Here is a 16,007-nt window from a genome sequence, read left to right as displayed (position 1 = left end):
ATTCTACTTGGTTTAATTAAATTGCTTTAGCTTCGTTGTGTAATAAATCGATTAACTCGTCAACACTATCAACTAATTTCACAGCACCTTTTGCTGCTGGTTTTTCAAAAGTTTGCGTTGAAGTTGCAGCAGCTGCTCCTGTTGGCTCAACTACATTTAATGGCTTTTTACGAGCCATCATAATTCCTCGCATATTTGGAATTCGAAGGTCTTTTTCTTCAACAATTCCTTTTTGTCCAGCAACTACCATGGGTAAAACAGAAGAAACTTTTTCTTCACCACCATCAATTTCTCTTTCTAAAGTTACATTTGAACCTTCTACCTCTAAACCAACACAACCATTAACAAAATTAAAATCTAAAAAAGAAGCAAGCATTCCTGGAACCATTTGTCCATTGTAATCAGCAGACTCTTTTCCTGCTAATACTAAATCATACTCTCCGCTTTTCACCACTTCTGCCAACTCTTTTGCTACCATAAACCCATCCGTTGGAACGGCATTTACTCGAATAGCTTCATCAGCTCCAATAGCTAAAGCTTTTCTTAACGTTGGCTCAGTAGACGCATCTCCTACATTTACAACGGTAACTTTAGCTCCTTGTTTTTCTTTAAACCACATTGCTCTAGTTAAGCTAAACTCATCATACGGATTAATCACAAATTGAACTCCATTCGTATCGAATTTAGTATCATTTTCAGTGAAGTTAATTTTTGAAGTGGTATCAGGAACATGACTGATACATACTAATATTTTCATATATTGTTGTTTTAAAGAATCTTATTTTGAACGACGAAGTTAAGTAATTTTTTTAAAAAATACTATGCGTGCATAGTATTTTTTATTATACTCAAGTCTTCCTCGACAAAAATAATGAATTAACCTTCAACTTGTATTGAAACGGACCTACTATTTAGACTAGATAAAGACAATAACAAAAAGGGAATTATCATTCCCAAATAGGATAAGTCAAAAGCTTTTCCATAAATATTCTTCCATACTCCTTCCTGAAATATATTTAACATGAAGGTAGTCAGCAACAAACCAGTTAAAACATACGTTGATAATCTAAAAATTGGCATAGAGGTGCTGAATTTTCGAGATAATAGTAAAGGAACAACCAACGAACAAATAATTAACAACTTAGGAGCATATTTTGTTTGATGATTGAATGGGTTATTCTCAATAACTGTGTTAAAATCCTCAAGTGATAAAATTATGGGTAATGAAATCACCAATACTGAAGATACAACTCCAAGCAAAAACCATATCTTTTGTTCAAATGTTGCTTTAACAAACTCGTGAAATAACATTATTGTTAAAGGAATAAGAACAACTCCACGAGTCATCACAAAAAAACCTATAACCACCCCTAACAGCAAAGACTTTTCAAATGTGTTCTTGTTAAAACTCTCCTTCCAACAATCAATGAATACAACAAGTAGCAATAAATTACTCATTAAATCACTTTTTACAAAAACCTCCCACCAATAAGCTGGGGATAGCACTAGGAATATTAAAATCAGTAGTTTTTCAACCTCTTTTCTTTTAGAAATAAAAATCCATGAACTAAATACACAAAAAGTAAATACTTGTAAATAACCTACGTCTCCTAAAAAATAAAATGGGAACCCCAATAGCGAAAGCCCTGGTAAATTCGAAGAAGTTTGACCTAAATGATCAAGCTTATTATAAGGATAGATACCATTTAATATATTTTCAATAGTAACTTCCATAGCTGACCATCTATCAACTTTTAAGCTATTCGGATCAACTAAAATATTAATGACAATAGTGGCTATAAAAATAACAAGACTAAGAACTATGTAACCTTTTTTTATGACAATCCCTTTCTTAAAAAAACTCAATTTACCCATCAAAAATTTGATAAAAAATAGAGAAACTATGTATACAAAAACAACAACAAATTCTGATATATAGTTTTGTCGAGAAGCATATCTCAAGAGAAATAAAGAGTTTATAAATAAATACAACGCTAAAGGAAAGTTTCGCTTTAACTGTTCAATCATAGCCTTTAACATTTTTATATGTCTTTTATAACAGACAAATATAATTTTTTTACATCTATTTTTATTACTTTTGCAATCTTGATAAACAACTACTTATAAAACGTATGAAAACAGTACAATTTAGAGAGGCCGTTTGCGAAGCGATGAGTGAGGAAATGCGCAGAGATGAAACCATTTATTTGATTGGAGAAGAGGTAGCTGAGTATAATGGTGCTTATAAAGCTAGTAAAGGAATGCTAGACGAGTTTGGAGAAAAACGCGTTATTGACGCTCCTATTGCTGAATTAGGTTTTGGTGGTATTGCTGTTGGTTCTGCAATGAACGGTAATCGTCCGATTGTAGAGTACATGACTTTTAATTTCTCTTTAGTAGGAATTGATCAGATCATAAACAATGCCGCTAAAATTAGACAAATGAGTGGTGGACAATTTAACTGTCCGATTGTTTTTAGAGGACCAACTGCTTCTGCAGGTCAGTTAGCAGCAACACACTCTCAAGCTTTTGAAAACTGGTTTGCAAACTGTCCTGGTTTAAAGGTTATTGTTCCTTCGAACCCATATGATGCAAAAGGTTTATTAAAAGCTGCAATACGTGATGACGATCCAGTTATTTTCATGGAGTCGGAGCAAATGTATGGTGATAAAATGGAAATCCCAGAAGGAGAATACATTATCCCTATAGGAGTTGCTGATATCAAAAGAGAAGGAACTGACGTTACTGTAGTTTCTTTTGGTAAAATTATTAAAGAAGCTTACAAAGCTGCGGATGAATTAGCCAAAGAAGGTATTTCAATTGAAATTATTGATTTACGTACTGTTCGTCCAATGGATCATAAAGCAATTCTAGAATCTGTTAAGAAAACTAATAGACTCGTTATCTTAGAAGAAGCATGGCCATTTGGAAGCGTTTCTTCTGAAATAACATATAGAATTCAAGATGAAGCTTTTGACTATTTGGATGCTCCAATCAAGAGAATCACTACAGCTGATACACCTGCGCCATATTCTCCTGTATTGTTAGAAAAATGGCTACCGAATGCTAACGATGTTGTGAAAGCAGTTAAAGAAGTAATGTATATCAAATAAGCTTACTAAAACTGAAAAATAATTTAAAATCCTTTTGATTTCAATAATCAAAAGGATTTTGCGGTAAAAAAAGAGAATGAAAAATAAAATTTTACACTTACTCCTCCTAATAACCACCTCAGTAAGTGCACAACTCACATTAAAAGGAAAAGTTGTTGACGAATTTGACAACCCTTTACCTTTTGTGAATGTTGTATTACAAAAAACAACACATGGAACTGTCACTGACGATGATGGTAAGTTTCTTCTGAAAACTAAAAAATATAGAGGTATTTTAGAGATCTCGTTTGTGGGGTTTGAAACACAAACAATAAAGGTTAGTGAAAACACTAAATACCTAAACATTGTATTAAAAGAAGAGTCAAACCAGCTAGAAGAAGTTGTTGTTGTCACAAGACCTAAAAAACGGCTAAAGAAAAAAGAAAACCCTGCTTACAAAATTTTAAAAGAGCATTGGAAAAGAAAACGAAAACTCGGCTTAAACCTAGTTAATCACTATCAATATAAAAAACACTCAGCTATTGAAATTGGGTTAAACAATTTAGATACTGTTTTCCTAAAAAGTGTTTTTAAGAAAAATTACGATAAAGAAATTAAACAAGTAAAGTATGATAGTGATGGTGTTAACTACTATATACCTGTTTATCTACAAGAAACTATATCACAAGTATACGGAGACAATAAAAACAATAATGTAAGGGAAGATATTAAAGCTGAAAAGGAAGAAGGATTGGGTGCTCAAGGCTTTGTTTTTGATAGGATGTCCAATACGTTTCAAAATGTTGATATTTTTAGAAATAACATCAGACTTCTTCAAAAATCATTTGTGAGTCCCTTATCTTCTAACGGATTTGCAACCTACGATTATGTATTATACGACAGTATCGTAAAAAACGATCAAAAGCTTTATAATATTTACTTTTTCCCAAGAAGAGATGGTGACCTTGCCTTTCAGGGGAATGTATGGATAGCAGACAAAAATTATTCTGTCAGAAGAATTAAAATGGCTGTTCATAAAAAAGTCAACCTTAACTTTGTAAGAGGGCTAAGCTTCGATAAAGAATTTGAAGTAAAAAATGACAGCATCTACTTACCCACCAAAAACGTGTATGACGGAGACTTTACGTTAGTCGATAAAAATGACACAAACAAAGGGCTTACCATTAGAAAAACCATCACTTTTAGTGATTATCTTCTGGACAAGCCTAAACCTGATAATTTTTACTTAGAATCGGTAGAAAAAATAAGACCTGATCAATTTAAAAAAGATGAGGAGTTTTGGGATAAGTCGGGTAAAATTGTTGATGAAGACACTTATACTTTAATCAACACCGTTAAAAAGAAGAAAAAAATAAAAACCATTACTGGCTTTATTAATACTGTTGCTAATGGTTATTTTAATACTGGACATAATTTTCAAATAGGACCTTTTTGGACATTATTTGCGAATAACCAAGTAGAAGGTTTTAGAACCAAGCTCGGATTTAGAACGTTTAAAACTAAAGACGATCGTTTTAGAGTTGGCGGACATATTGCATATGGATTTAAAGATAAGAAATTCAAATATGGCTTGGAAAGTAGATATTTGCTTTCATATAAACCTAGAATTGCAGTTGGAGTAGCGTATCAAAATGATATTGAGCAATTGGGAAGTAGTTTATTAAACACTACACAACTTTTAGGAAACACTTTTGGTACTACTGCCCTGTTGAATCGTGGAGACAACTTCTTTTTATCAAAAGTTCATAAAATCGCTACAAACTTCGACTATCAGGTAAAATTAAACTTCCATGTTGGGGTTAACTTTTCTCATTCAAGAATCCGCTCAGCTTCAGAAGCTGATTTCTCTATGAGCTATGTTGATGAAAATGGTAATTTTCAGTCACAAATTACGGATGTTGCTTCTGATATTTATGTTTCATATACTCCTGGTCGTTTTGTTTATGGTTTAGGTGTCGAACGACGATTTGGGCGTAACATTTTCCCTACTTTTGTGTTAAACTATAGAAAAGGTTATAAAGGTCCTTTTAACGGAACGCATAGTTATGATAAAATTCAATTTAAATACAACCATCCAATACTTTTAGGTGAACTGGGACTATTAGATGCAACATTTGAAGGTGGTAAAACCTTTGGAACTGTTCCAATTGGTTTACTAAATGCTATTCCTGCCAACCAATCGTTCTCATTGGTAAAAAACACCTTTGCTTTACTTAATTATTACGATTTTGTTACTGATACCTATGCTGCAACGCATTTGGAACATCATTTTAATGGTTTTATATTCAACAGAATTCCATTGTTAAAAAAATTAAAGCTAAGAAGTTTGGTAACATTTAGAGCCGCCTACGGTAGTATTTCTGATGCAAATAGAGCTATTAGCCGTTCAAATATCAACTACAACACTCCAAATGATGTGTATTATGAGTATGGCGTTGGTATTGAAAACATAGGGTACGGAAATCTACGTTTTTTACGTATTGATGCCATTTGGAGAAGTAATTATACTCCTCCAGCTGGAGCTTTGGTTTCACCGACTCCTAAATTTGCAATTAGAATTGGAATTAGACCAGGCTTATAACCATAGATTTAACTATAAAATAACAGCTTTTTTTACCTGAAAAATGCCAAAAAATGGCTACTTTTGCACACCTATTTTAGAAAACGAAGATAAGTTAACAAACAATATGACTGCAAAAGAAAAACAAACAGTAGATGTTTTAATAGAAATACCTAAAGGAAGTAGAAATAAATACGAGTATGATTTCGAATTAAAAAAAATTCGTTTTGACAGAATGTTATTCTCTTCTATGATGTACCCTGGTGACTATGGTTTTATTCCAAAGACATTAGCACTAGACGGAGATCCTTTAGATGTATTAGTTTTAGGAGCAGAACCAACATTTCCAATGTGTGTAATGGAAGTAAAGCCAATTGGTGTTTTCCATATGGCTGATGAGAAAGGTCCAGACGAAAAAATAGTTTGTGTTCCTGTTTCTGATCCTATTTGGAATAAATACAACGATCTTTCTGATTTAAATCCACATAGAAAAGAAGAAATTACTCACTTCTTCCAAGTTTATAAAGATCTTGAAAAGAAAAAAGTTGATGTTGGAGATTGGGGAGATGCAGACGAAGCTTATGACATTCTTCAAAAGTGCATCGATCGTTATGAAGAAAGCGAGCACAATCAAAAAGAAAGCTTTATTATCTAAGTAAACATTAGGATAACAATATTAAAAACTCTCAGAAAATTCTGAGAGTTTTTTTATTACCCGTTGATTTAGTTATATTTACCAAAACTATAACTAATCAAATAACAAAAAACATGAAAGAAAACATGGTTTATGTGCCCATTATACTGGCATTATTAGGACTTATTTTTATGTATATAAAAATGGTTTGGGTTAAAAAACAAGATGCGGGTAATGAAAAAATGCAATCTATTTCAAAAAGTATAAAAGAAGGAGCTCTTGCCTTTTTAGCAGCCGAATATCGCCTTTTACTAATCTTCGTTATTATTGCTTCTCTGGCCTTATTCGGAATTTCACAAATAGTAGAAACAACAAGTATTATGATTGTTCCAGCATTTATTATTGGAGCAATTTTTTCAGCTTTGGCTGGAAATATAGGAATGAGAATTGCTACTGATGCAAATGCTCGTACTGCTGAAGCAGCCAAAACTAGTTTACCACAAGCGTTAAAAGTATCGTTCGGAGGTGGAACTGTTATGGGCTTAGGTGTTGCAGGTTTAGCCGTTTTAGGTTTGGGACTATTCTTTTTATTATTCCTAAATCAATTTATTACTAACGGCGGTAACTTCTATAACGAAATGACCGTTGTTTTAGAGGCCCTAGCTGGTTTTTCACTAGGGGCTGAATCTATCGCTTTATTTGCAAGAGTTGGTGGAGGTATTTACACCAAAGCTGCCGATGTTGGAGCAGACTTGGTTGGTAAGGTTGAAGCTGGAATTCCAGAAGATGATCCGAGAAACCCTGCTACCATTGCCGATAATGTAGGTGATAACGTTGGTGATGTTGCTGGTATGGGAGCTGATTTATTTGGTTCATATGTCGCAACCGTTCTCGCTGCGATGGTTTTAGGAAATTATGTGATTCGTGACATGTCAATAAACTCTGCTTATAGCGATGATTTTAATGGTTTAGGACCAATCCTTTTACCTTTAGTTATTGCTGGGGTAGGAATTGTAGCTTCCATTATTGGAACATTCTTAGTTGGAATTAAAGATAATACAGCAAAAGAAGCACAAGTTCAAAAGGCTTTAGACTTAGGAAACTGGGTTTCGATCATCATCACCCTAGCAGCAAGTTATTTCTTAATACAATGGATGCTTCCTGAAACTTTACAAATGAGTTATTTCGGAGAAGGAATTCAAGAAGTGGCTTCCATCAATGTATTTTGGGCTGCTTGTATTGGATTGGCTGTTGGTGCTTTAATTTCAATGGTTACCTCTTACTACACAAGCTTAGGTAAGAAGCCTGTTTTAGATATTGTTCAAAACAGTGCTACGGGTGCTGGAACAAATATTATTGCTGGTTTAGCAGTAGGTATGAAATCTACTTTTTTATCCGTTTTATTATTTGCTGCGGCAATTTATGGATCATATTATTTCGCTGGATTTTACGGAGTTGCATTGGCTGCATCTGCAATGATGGCAACCACTGCCATGCAATTAGCCATTGATGCTTTCGGACCTATTGCCGACAATGCGGGAGGTGTTGCTGAAATGAGTGAATTAGAAGATCATGTTCGTGAGCGTACTGACATTTTAGATTCTGTTGGAAATACAACCGCTGCTGTAGGTAAAGGATTTGCTATTGCTTCTGCGGCTTTAACTGCTTTAGCTCTATTTGCTGCCTATGTTACATTTACCGGTATCGATGGAATTAACATTTTTAAAGCTGATGTTTTAGCTGCTTTATTTATCGGAGGTATGATTCCTGTTATTTTCTCTGCTTTAGCGATGCAATCTGTAGGAAAAGCTGCCATGGAAATGGTTCACGAAGTTCGTAGACAGTTTAGAGAAATTCCTGGAATTATGGAAGGAACTGGAACGCCAGAATATGCGAAATGCGTTGATATTTCGACAAAAGCTGCCTTAAAAGAAATGTTACTACCTGGACTAATTACCATTATTACACCAATTATTATTGGTTTAGTATTTGGAGCTGAACCTTTGGGTGGTTATATGGCAGGAGTATGTGTTTCTGGTGTTATGTGGGCTATTTTCCAAAACAATGCCGGAGGTGCTTGGGACAATGCAAAAAAATCATTTGAAGCTGGTGTTGAAATCAACGGAGAAATGACCTATAAGGGTTCAGATGCTCATAAAGCTGCCGTTACTGGTGATACTGTTGGTGATCCGTTTAAAGATACTTCAGGTCCTTCAATGAACATTTTAATTAAGTTAACTTGTTTAGTTGGATTAGTAATTGCTCCGATTTTAGGCGGACATTCTTCTGGAGAACATCATGCGACAAACCAAGAGATTAAAAAAGAAGTAAAAGTTAAAGTTAAGGCTTCAAGTTCAGACGATGCTGTGGCCACTATTACTACAACTACCACTAAAGATGGAAAAACAGTGACTGAAACCAAAGAGTTAAAAGGTACTGTTGAAGAAATTGAAAAGAAGGCTGAAGAACTTTCTAAAGAAGTTGAGAACGCTGAAATAAAGATAAAGAAACAAGTTACTAAAGAATAACAACAACTTTATAATACATTAGAAAACCTCTAACAGATTGTTAGAGGTTTTTATTTTATAACAAATTGCAACGTATCATTCGTTGTTTTTTGTGCAAGACGATTTCTCGCTTCCTCGCTTAACTGCAATACACGTGGGTATCCTCCTGTTACTTGGCAATCTCTCATCAAAACCACTAATTTACCAGAGGGCGTTAACTGCACGGTTCTTGGTAAAACCGATGAAGTTAACATTGAATCAAAATTATTAGGCACTTCTTCATGTAATCGATATCCCATCCTGCTATTATCGCCTGATATTGTATATTTTTCAGAAAGCTATTATCTTTTACTCACAGCCCCATGCATCTATAAACAATTAAAAACTAACGATTTAATAATAATTTTGTATCTTTACTTCCATCTCCACTTTATTATCTTACCCATATAATGATTACTATTTCCATAAAGGTTAACTATTCATAGATAGTACCTGTTTTTTGTTTAAATAAGAATAAACACAAAGCTTTAACCTTTCTAGAAATTGAGCTAAATAGTAATATGACCAACATCATATTATCAATAACTAAAACTTCTGAATTAACATTATGTAAGACATCTAACCAAAAATCTTCCATTCTCAAAACTAACAAAACCATGAAAAGAAAAAGAATTTTCCTGTTTCTTGCTTTTTTTATCTTTCTGATTAACCAAACAACTTCTCAAGTATTAGATTCTTATATTAGAGAACAGTTCAGTAGAATACGATTAATTGCTCTTCCTGATTTTGACATACAACTAGAAATTGTTGATGAAGGAAAAATGGAATCCCTCCTCGCCAGCAGGAAGGTGATATTTAGTAAATCAGAACTCAACAAATTTTCAAAAGAGTTCAATCAACTAGAAAGAAATTTTCTAATTCAAATACTTCTAGCTCACGAAGTATCACATCAATTTCAATTTAATTGGTACAAAGGGAAAAAAGAATTACAAAATAGACCAATACTTAGAATGTTATTGGAGGGGCAAGCTGATGTTTTAGCAGGTTTTTGTTTTGGACATATGTTAATAGACGATTTAGACAAACTTAAAAAATCGGCTGAGAACATTAATATTATGGACTCTTTTTATAAAGTTTTTCAATTTATTCTTGATGTTGGTATAGAAGAAAGTAGTATTGGAACACATCCTTCAAAAACAGATAGGTTAATGTTAATCCGACAAGGTATGAATTTAGGAGCTGCTAAAGCAATTGACATGGATATTAAAAGGAATCCGCATATAGCAAAACAATACTTTATTACTTCTTCGGCTTATCAAAAGGAAGTAGAGAAAATTCTTAAAGGTATGGATTTCGATAATTCGAAAGATAATATTTTTAAATGGTCGTACCGTGTAGCCAAAAGAATAATGAACTACAACCCAAAGGTTGCTCAAAATATTGTGCTTTTAAAAGATAAGCAAACCCCTAAAATACATTGGCATAAATCTCAAGAATACCCATATGTTGATTATGAGTTTAATTATTTAAATATTTCAGAAAAACCAATTGACGTAGCAATGGAGATCTATATATCTCATGTCGACAGGAATAATCCACAAATGAAAAAATATCAAAATAAAAGAAATTCTAAAATTTATTCATTTCATATTAAACCAAAAGAAATTAAAACAATAAAGGGAAAACTAAATTGGGATAAGTTTGATAATGATTATGATGAACTGACTTCATTAAAAAAAGGGACTATGCCTAGAATTGTTTACCCTCATGCTAACTCTGATGAATATATTATGTCAGCTTCTTTTTCTAAAGATGAAACTACTCAACTTTCGAAAGACGAAATTAACTATTTAGCCGCTATCCCAAGCCCCAATGCAACAAATACTAAATACAAATTAGGTAGTAAAATCAAAAAAATAATAAGGACTTTAAAATACAATAGAAAAGATCTTGCTTTTGGAATTGGCAATTATTATCCTCTAAATCAAGGTGCTTTTATTGAATACAAAACTGCTTTAAGTTTTGATAAAAACTGCAGTATTGAAGTTTTTAAAAATATAAAAGATATCAATCAGCTTCCCTTGAAAGATTATTCCGATGAAATTTATATTCGATATCCATACTTTAAAATGAAAGAAGATGCTTCTAATAAATTTAAAGCACTAATCGAAGCTTTTGATCTAGCGCTTCCTAACTATGAAAAGGAAGATGATAACGACGGAAACTCAATCTCTGTGAGCTACAACTTAAATAATATATATGTAGACCTTTATCTAGAAAAAAATAGAAAAACCAATATTTGGGAAATAGAAATTGAAATATATAATTAAAAGTATAACAAAAACTCAACTAATATGAAACGACTTTTTTACATCTACTGTTTTTTCTTTACTTCAATCATGTATTCTCAGGAAACTAATTTTTACAAAATAGCATTCGAAACACAGCAAACATTAACCAAACTATCCGAATTAGTGTATCCAATGAAACATATCCCTTTAATAAACTCTTATAATGAATTGGATAAATCAAGTACAAGATTGTTCGATTTGCTAACCGACCTAGTCGATCAAGACGAATATATTAACACTATCTACCTTAATACATTAAGTGATGCTCAAAAAGCTTTAGAAAATTGCACTAAAGAAAATAAAAGCACAGAAGAACTACTTACTATTTTAAGTAAAGTACAAAAAGATTATAAGGTAAAATTAAAGTCTTTTAGTTATGGAATAAAACCAGGACTTGATTGTAAAATAAAAGTAGTGGTTAAAACTGTGACTTCAAAGGGCTATCATCCATATGCCCAATATTCTTATGATGATGATTATGTGAAACGATTTACATTTAACAACCCAACAAACAATTCTGAAACTTATTTGGCTCCAGGTTATTACAGAATATGGATAAAGAAAGGAAACTACAAAAGTGAATTAAGGGATGTAGAAATTTTTAGTTCTGATGAAAATAATATTTTTTACTTCGAAAAATAAATAGACGATGTTTGTTGCCAAATTAAAAGAAATATGGAAAGAAGTTCTTTTATTAAGTACTTGGATTATTTCAGTTGCTGGAACTTTTATAATTCCCTTACCTTCCTGGACATCAAGTGACAGTGATGTTGAATTTTATGTGAAGTTTATCGTTTTTTTCTCTACAGTTGTTGCTGTTTTTTTTATACTCTATTCATTTAGAAACAAGCGAATAAAAACTTGGTTTATTTTTTCATTAATTTTTTTCATTCTTACATGTACGTCCTTTCTACTCTACTCTTTTTCCAGAGAAAACAATACACTTCCTTACGAGGATAAGGATGTCATCATAGGTGATACAAGGCTCCAAAACGACCCCATATCTAAACTTGAAGCAAAAGGAAGTCTAAGATTAGATCGGGATGATATATTAAAACATGTTCATGGCAATAGTGAAAAAATTTGGACTAAAAAGAGTATCCAAAAAAACAGGTTACAACTTATTCTTTTATTTTCGGCATCCTATGTTTCTATTGCCTGTTTTTTAATCTCATTTTGCAACCTTTTTATTTTACATAAAAACAACACTAATAAACCTTAGCGTTATTTTACAAAAACGAACCTAATTCCATCATTCGTTGTTTTTTGTGCAAGACGATTTATCCCTTCCTCACTTAACTGCAATACGCGTGGGTATCCTCCTGTAACTTGACAATCTCTCATCAAAACCACTAATTTACCAGAGGGTGTTAACTGCACGGTTCCTGGTAAAACCGATGAAGTTAACATTGAATCAAAATTATTAGATACTTCTTCATGTAAACGATATCCCATCCTGCTATTATCACCTGATATTGTATATTTTTCAGAAAGTAATATCTTCTTCTGTTCCACAGACAATAAGTCAAACTCTGGTCCTTTAAAACACTCAACCTCCTCCGCTACAAAATGATCCATAGGACTCTTAAGTACTCCTCTTTCTATATCTAATTGGTAATCTATAGCTGTATTTACTGGAAGTAGCATTTCTTTTTCCAACTTCATTACTGGGGTAATTCCTGAATACCAACTTCTGCTACCCAATACCGTCTCAATATTCACTCCTCCTTTCACACCTATATAGGTCCTTGCTCCATACTTTCTTTTACCAAAGCGTAATTCAGATCCTTTGGAAGCCAAAAAAGGAACATTTAATTTTATTAATTCATTGTTTATTTCAACCGAAAAATCAGCCCCAGATATGCACAAATAACAATCTTCTAAAAACTGCAATCGAACACCTCCAAAAAAAACCTCTATAACTGCATCATCTATATTATTTCCAAGTAATATGTTTGCTAACTTTGCAGAATAGGAATCCATAACTCCCGAAACAGGAACTCCTATTGCACAATAGCCATTTCTTCCTAAGTCTTGGATAGAGGCATAAAATCCTGGAGATACTACCTTGATCATAAGAACTCCTTTTTTAATTTATAATCGTTAGAAACCAGTTCTTTTTGAATTTCAATATACTCATGTTCAGTTATAGAATAAAACTGCAAGCGATCTCCAGACTTCGCAAAACATGGGTTCGTTTTATTCATGTCAAAAAATGAAATGGGAGTTCTTCCGATAATATTCCAACCTCCAGGGCTTTCCATTGGATATACTCCAGTTTGACTACCTCCAATCGCAATGGAACCTTTAGCAACTTTTAACCTTGGATTTGCTTTACGATTGGTATGAAGTATTTGATCAAGTCCTCCTAAATAAAGAAAACCAGGTAAAAAACCAATGAAGAATACTGTATAAACAGTGTCTGTATGAAGTGTTACTATATTTTCAATGGACATATCTTTACTTGCAGACATTTCCTCTAAATCTATTCCGAATTTTCTTTCGTAGCATACAGGTATTTTCCAAAGAACTTTCTCTTTTCTTTTAGAAACGACACCTTCTACTCGAACTTTTTCTAAAACCTCAAGGAGTTGTTCATAATTGTTCAACTCTTTCTTAAAAATAAGTGTTAAAGAATGATAGCCAACCACCAAATCATTTAAGCTGAAAAGCTCAGAATCAATAATTTTATCTTTAAAATCAATGATATCATTTAAAATAGATTCATCAACTCTTTTTTCCCATTCGATTAAAATTGCCTTTTCACCGAAACGTTTATATTTAATTGGAAATATTTTCAATATTAAACAATCATTTTAGCTATTTCAATATTTATAGCTTTAAATTCTTCAAATAAATACTTTACTAAAACATCAGCATTTTTACTATCTCCATGAATACAAAAAGTATCAGCTTCAATTGGTACTTTTTGACCAGTAATTGTTTTTACTTCATTATTTTTCAGCATATTTAACACATGAGAAAACACCTCTTCTTTTTTATAAATTAAAGCCTGCTCCTTGCTTCTCGAAACCAATGTCAAATCATAATTGTAGTTCCTATCGGCAAACGCTTCATATTTAATTTGCAACCCTTTTTGCATTGCTTCCTTAGAAATTTCAGATTGATAAGGAACGTATAAAAAACTATCTGGACAATATCTTAAAACAACATCAACGACTAGCTTTGCCATCTTTTTATCAGTAGCGGTAAGATTATACAAAGCACCATGCGCTTTTACATGATGTAATTTTCCTCCATATTTTTCTACTCTTTCTTTTAAAATCGACACTTGATCTGTAAGACTTTCCTTTAACTCACTCGAAGAAATATCCATAACCTTTCTACCGAAGTTTTCCTTATCAGGAAACGATGGATGCGCACCGATTTTTACTTTATATTGCTTTGCTAACTCAATTACCTTGTCAATAGTTTGAAGATCACCAGCGTGTCCTCCACAAGCAATATTACATGAAGAAATAAATGGTAACAACTGTGCTTCATTACCTATTCCTTCTCCTACATCACAATTAATATCTATGATCATTACAGTATATTAAAAACCTTTAAAATGCTACGAAGCCCTAAAAATATTGTTATTACCAATATACATAAACCAAAAAAGTTTTGAAGTTTGGTGTTACCATATTTCCCTAAAACTGTTTTCTTATTCATCACCCAAAGTAAAACACCTACCATAATAGGCAATAACATTCCATTGGCTACCTGTGCAAACTTGATTATTTCGATTGGTTTAATTCCTATTGAGGAAAACAACACACCTAAAAATAAAATGCCTCCCCAAACGAATCTAAACCTTAGAGACTTCATACCATCCTTCCACCCCAAACACCCCTTCGCAACAAAAGCGGCAGCAAGTGGAGCAGTAATTGCAGAGGTAATTCCTGCAGCAAACAATCCAATTGCCAAAAAGTATTTGGCAAAAGCACCATATAATGGTTCAAGCCCTAAGGCCAAATCTGCACCATTATTAATACTCCCGGAAGGAATTCCAGCAGCAGAAATAATTATGGCCATTGACACCATACCTCCTAGTACAATAGAAATGAAGGTATCTTTTTTCGCATAAGATAAATCCTCATCACTTTTCCATTTTTCCTTTACCAAAGAAGCATGAAGAAATAGATTGTACGGAACAACTGTTGTTCCTATAAGTCCAATAATCGTGAATAAGCTATTTTCAGGAAATGAAGGAACTAACATTCCCTTAAAGATTGCTATAAGGTTCGGCTTTGTTATGATTGCTGTAATCACAAAGGATACACTCATTAACAAAACAAGCACTACTAAAATCTTTTCTAATACTTTATAGTTGCCAATAAATAACAACACAAAAGCAATAATTCCAATACAAAGACTTAAAATATTCAATGAAAAACTTCCGAAATCGATAACGACATTTCCTAATACGGTTTCTAAACCTAAAACACCTCCACTTATATTCCCAGCTTCATAGGCCGCATTACCTATAACAATTGCTGACAAAATAAGAACCATCATAAAATTTCTCAGTCCAGGCTTTGCTATTTCATGGCGTAAAACTTCTGATAACCCTTTTTGAGAAACAATGCCTAAACGTGCTGCCATTTCCTGTAGCACTATCGTCGCAAATATTGACAATAACATTGCCCATAAGAGATTTGTTCCAAAATTAACTCCAGCCAAAGTACAAAGAGTAACAGTCCCCGGTCCTATAAAGGCTGCAGCCACAAGTGTTCCAGGTCCGATATTTTTAAACCATTTTTGTATCATAAAAGGATGTTTATAGCTATAAATGTAGTAAAAAGAAACAAGGTAATTTAAGTTTCATTCCGCATACAC

The 16,007-nt window shown here is 32.9% G+C and carries 13 protein-coding genes and 1 pseudogene; 7 read left to right on the top strand and 7 right to left on the bottom strand.

What is annotated here, in order from left to right; all coding sequences use genetic code 11:
- Positions 1-16: 16 nt before the first annotated feature.
- Entirely contained in the window at positions 17-757 is a 741-nt protein-coding gene (locus ACKTTV_RS00970; protein WP_408028932.1) for an electron transfer flavoprotein subunit beta/FixA family protein, read from the bottom strand.
- Positions 758-876: 119 nt separating this feature from the next.
- On the bottom strand, positions 877-1,875 hold the full coding sequence (locus tag ACKTTV_RS00965; RefSeq protein ID WP_408028931.1) for a hypothetical protein: 999 nt from the start codon (positions 1,873-1,875) through the stop codon (positions 877-879).
- A 257-nt stretch (positions 1,876-2,132) separates the two neighbouring features.
- Here ACKTTV_RS00965 and ACKTTV_RS00960 point away from each other — a divergent pair, with 257 nt between their 5' ends.
- The 4 genes from ACKTTV_RS00960 to ACKTTV_RS00945 all read left to right on the top strand — a co-directional run bounded on the left by ACKTTV_RS00960 (position 2,133) and on the right by ACKTTV_RS00945 (position 8,835).
- Positions 2,133-3,113, top strand: coding sequence for a pyruvate dehydrogenase complex E1 component subunit beta (locus ACKTTV_RS00960; RefSeq protein WP_408028930.1), 981 nt, complete (start codon positions 2,133-2,135; stop codon positions 3,111-3,113).
- Positions 3,114-3,189: 76 nt separating this feature from the next.
- Positions 3,190-5,694, top strand: a complete 2,505-nt coding sequence (locus tag ACKTTV_RS00955; RefSeq protein WP_408028929.1) for a DUF5686 family protein — start codon at positions 3,190-3,192, stop codon at positions 5,692-5,694.
- Between the two features lie 106 nt (positions 5,695-5,800).
- The gene (locus ACKTTV_RS00950) at positions 5,801-6,328 is read left to right on the top strand and encodes an inorganic diphosphatase (protein WP_408029065.1); all 528 of its coding nucleotides are present in this window, start codon (positions 5,801-5,803) and stop codon (positions 6,326-6,328) included.
- 113 nt (positions 6,329-6,441) lie between these two features.
- Positions 6,442-8,835: a sodium-translocating pyrophosphatase gene (locus ACKTTV_RS00945; RefSeq protein ID WP_408028928.1), complete on the top strand. Its 2,394-nt coding sequence runs from the start codon at positions 6,442-6,444 to the stop codon at positions 8,833-8,835.
- Positions 8,836-8,885: 50 nt separating this feature from the next.
- Here ACKTTV_RS00945 and ACKTTV_RS00940 read toward each other — a convergent pair.
- Positions 8,886-9,137 (bottom strand): annotated as a pseudogene (locus ACKTTV_RS00940) (allophanate hydrolase subunit 2 family protein); the annotation flags it as partial.
- 333 nt (positions 9,138-9,470) lie between these two features.
- Here ACKTTV_RS00940 and ACKTTV_RS00935 point away from each other — a divergent pair.
- The 3 genes from ACKTTV_RS00935 to ACKTTV_RS00925 are packed head-to-tail and all read left to right on the top strand — an operon-like array spanning position 9,471 to position 12,387.
- Positions 9,471-11,144, top strand: a complete 1,674-nt coding sequence (locus ACKTTV_RS00935) for a hypothetical protein (protein ID WP_408028927.1) — start codon at positions 9,471-9,473, stop codon at positions 11,142-11,144.
- A 24-nt stretch (positions 11,145-11,168) separates the two neighbouring features.
- On the top strand, positions 11,169-11,807 hold the full coding sequence (locus ACKTTV_RS00930) for a hypothetical protein (RefSeq protein WP_408028926.1): 639 nt from the start codon (positions 11,169-11,171) through the stop codon (positions 11,805-11,807).
- 7 nt (positions 11,808-11,814) lie between these two features.
- Positions 11,815-12,387, top strand: a complete 573-nt coding sequence (locus ACKTTV_RS00925) for a hypothetical protein (RefSeq protein ID WP_408028925.1) — start codon at positions 11,815-11,817, stop codon at positions 12,385-12,387.
- 2 nt (positions 12,388-12,389) lie between these two features.
- Here ACKTTV_RS00925 and ACKTTV_RS00920 read toward each other — a convergent pair whose 3' ends face one another.
- Genes ACKTTV_RS00920 through ACKTTV_RS00905 form a run of 4 tightly spaced genes read right to left on the bottom strand, consistent with a single transcriptional unit; the run spans position 12,390 to position 15,938 of the window.
- Positions 12,390-13,241, bottom strand: a complete 852-nt coding sequence (locus ACKTTV_RS00920; RefSeq protein ID WP_408028924.1) for a 5-oxoprolinase subunit C family protein — start codon at positions 13,239-13,241, stop codon at positions 12,390-12,392.
- A complete protein-coding gene (gene pxpB, locus ACKTTV_RS00915) occupies positions 13,238-13,966 on the bottom strand; it encodes a 5-oxoprolinase subunit PxpB (protein ID WP_408028923.1) in 729 nt (242 codons plus the stop codon). The genes ACKTTV_RS00920 and pxpB overlap by 4 nt, the downstream gene beginning before the upstream one ends.
- Before the next feature lie 2 nt (positions 13,967-13,968).
- Positions 13,969-14,712, bottom strand: a complete 744-nt coding sequence (gene pxpA, locus ACKTTV_RS00910; protein ID WP_408028922.1) for a 5-oxoprolinase subunit PxpA — start codon at positions 14,710-14,712, stop codon at positions 13,969-13,971.
- Positions 14,712-15,938, bottom strand: a complete 1,227-nt coding sequence (locus ACKTTV_RS00905) for an Nramp family divalent metal transporter (RefSeq protein ID WP_408028921.1) — start codon at positions 15,936-15,938, stop codon at positions 14,712-14,714. Before ACKTTV_RS00905 ends, pxpA begins: the two co-directional genes overlap by 1 nt.
- Positions 15,939-16,007: the final 69 nt, after the last annotated feature.

Origin of the sequence: Tenacibaculum xiamenense (assembly GCF_964513065.1) — a bacterium.
GTDB classification, from domain to species: Bacteria; Bacteroidota; Bacteroidia; order Flavobacteriales; family Flavobacteriaceae; genus Polaribacter; species Polaribacter xiamenense.
This window is presented reverse-complemented; position numbering and strand designations above follow the sequence as displayed.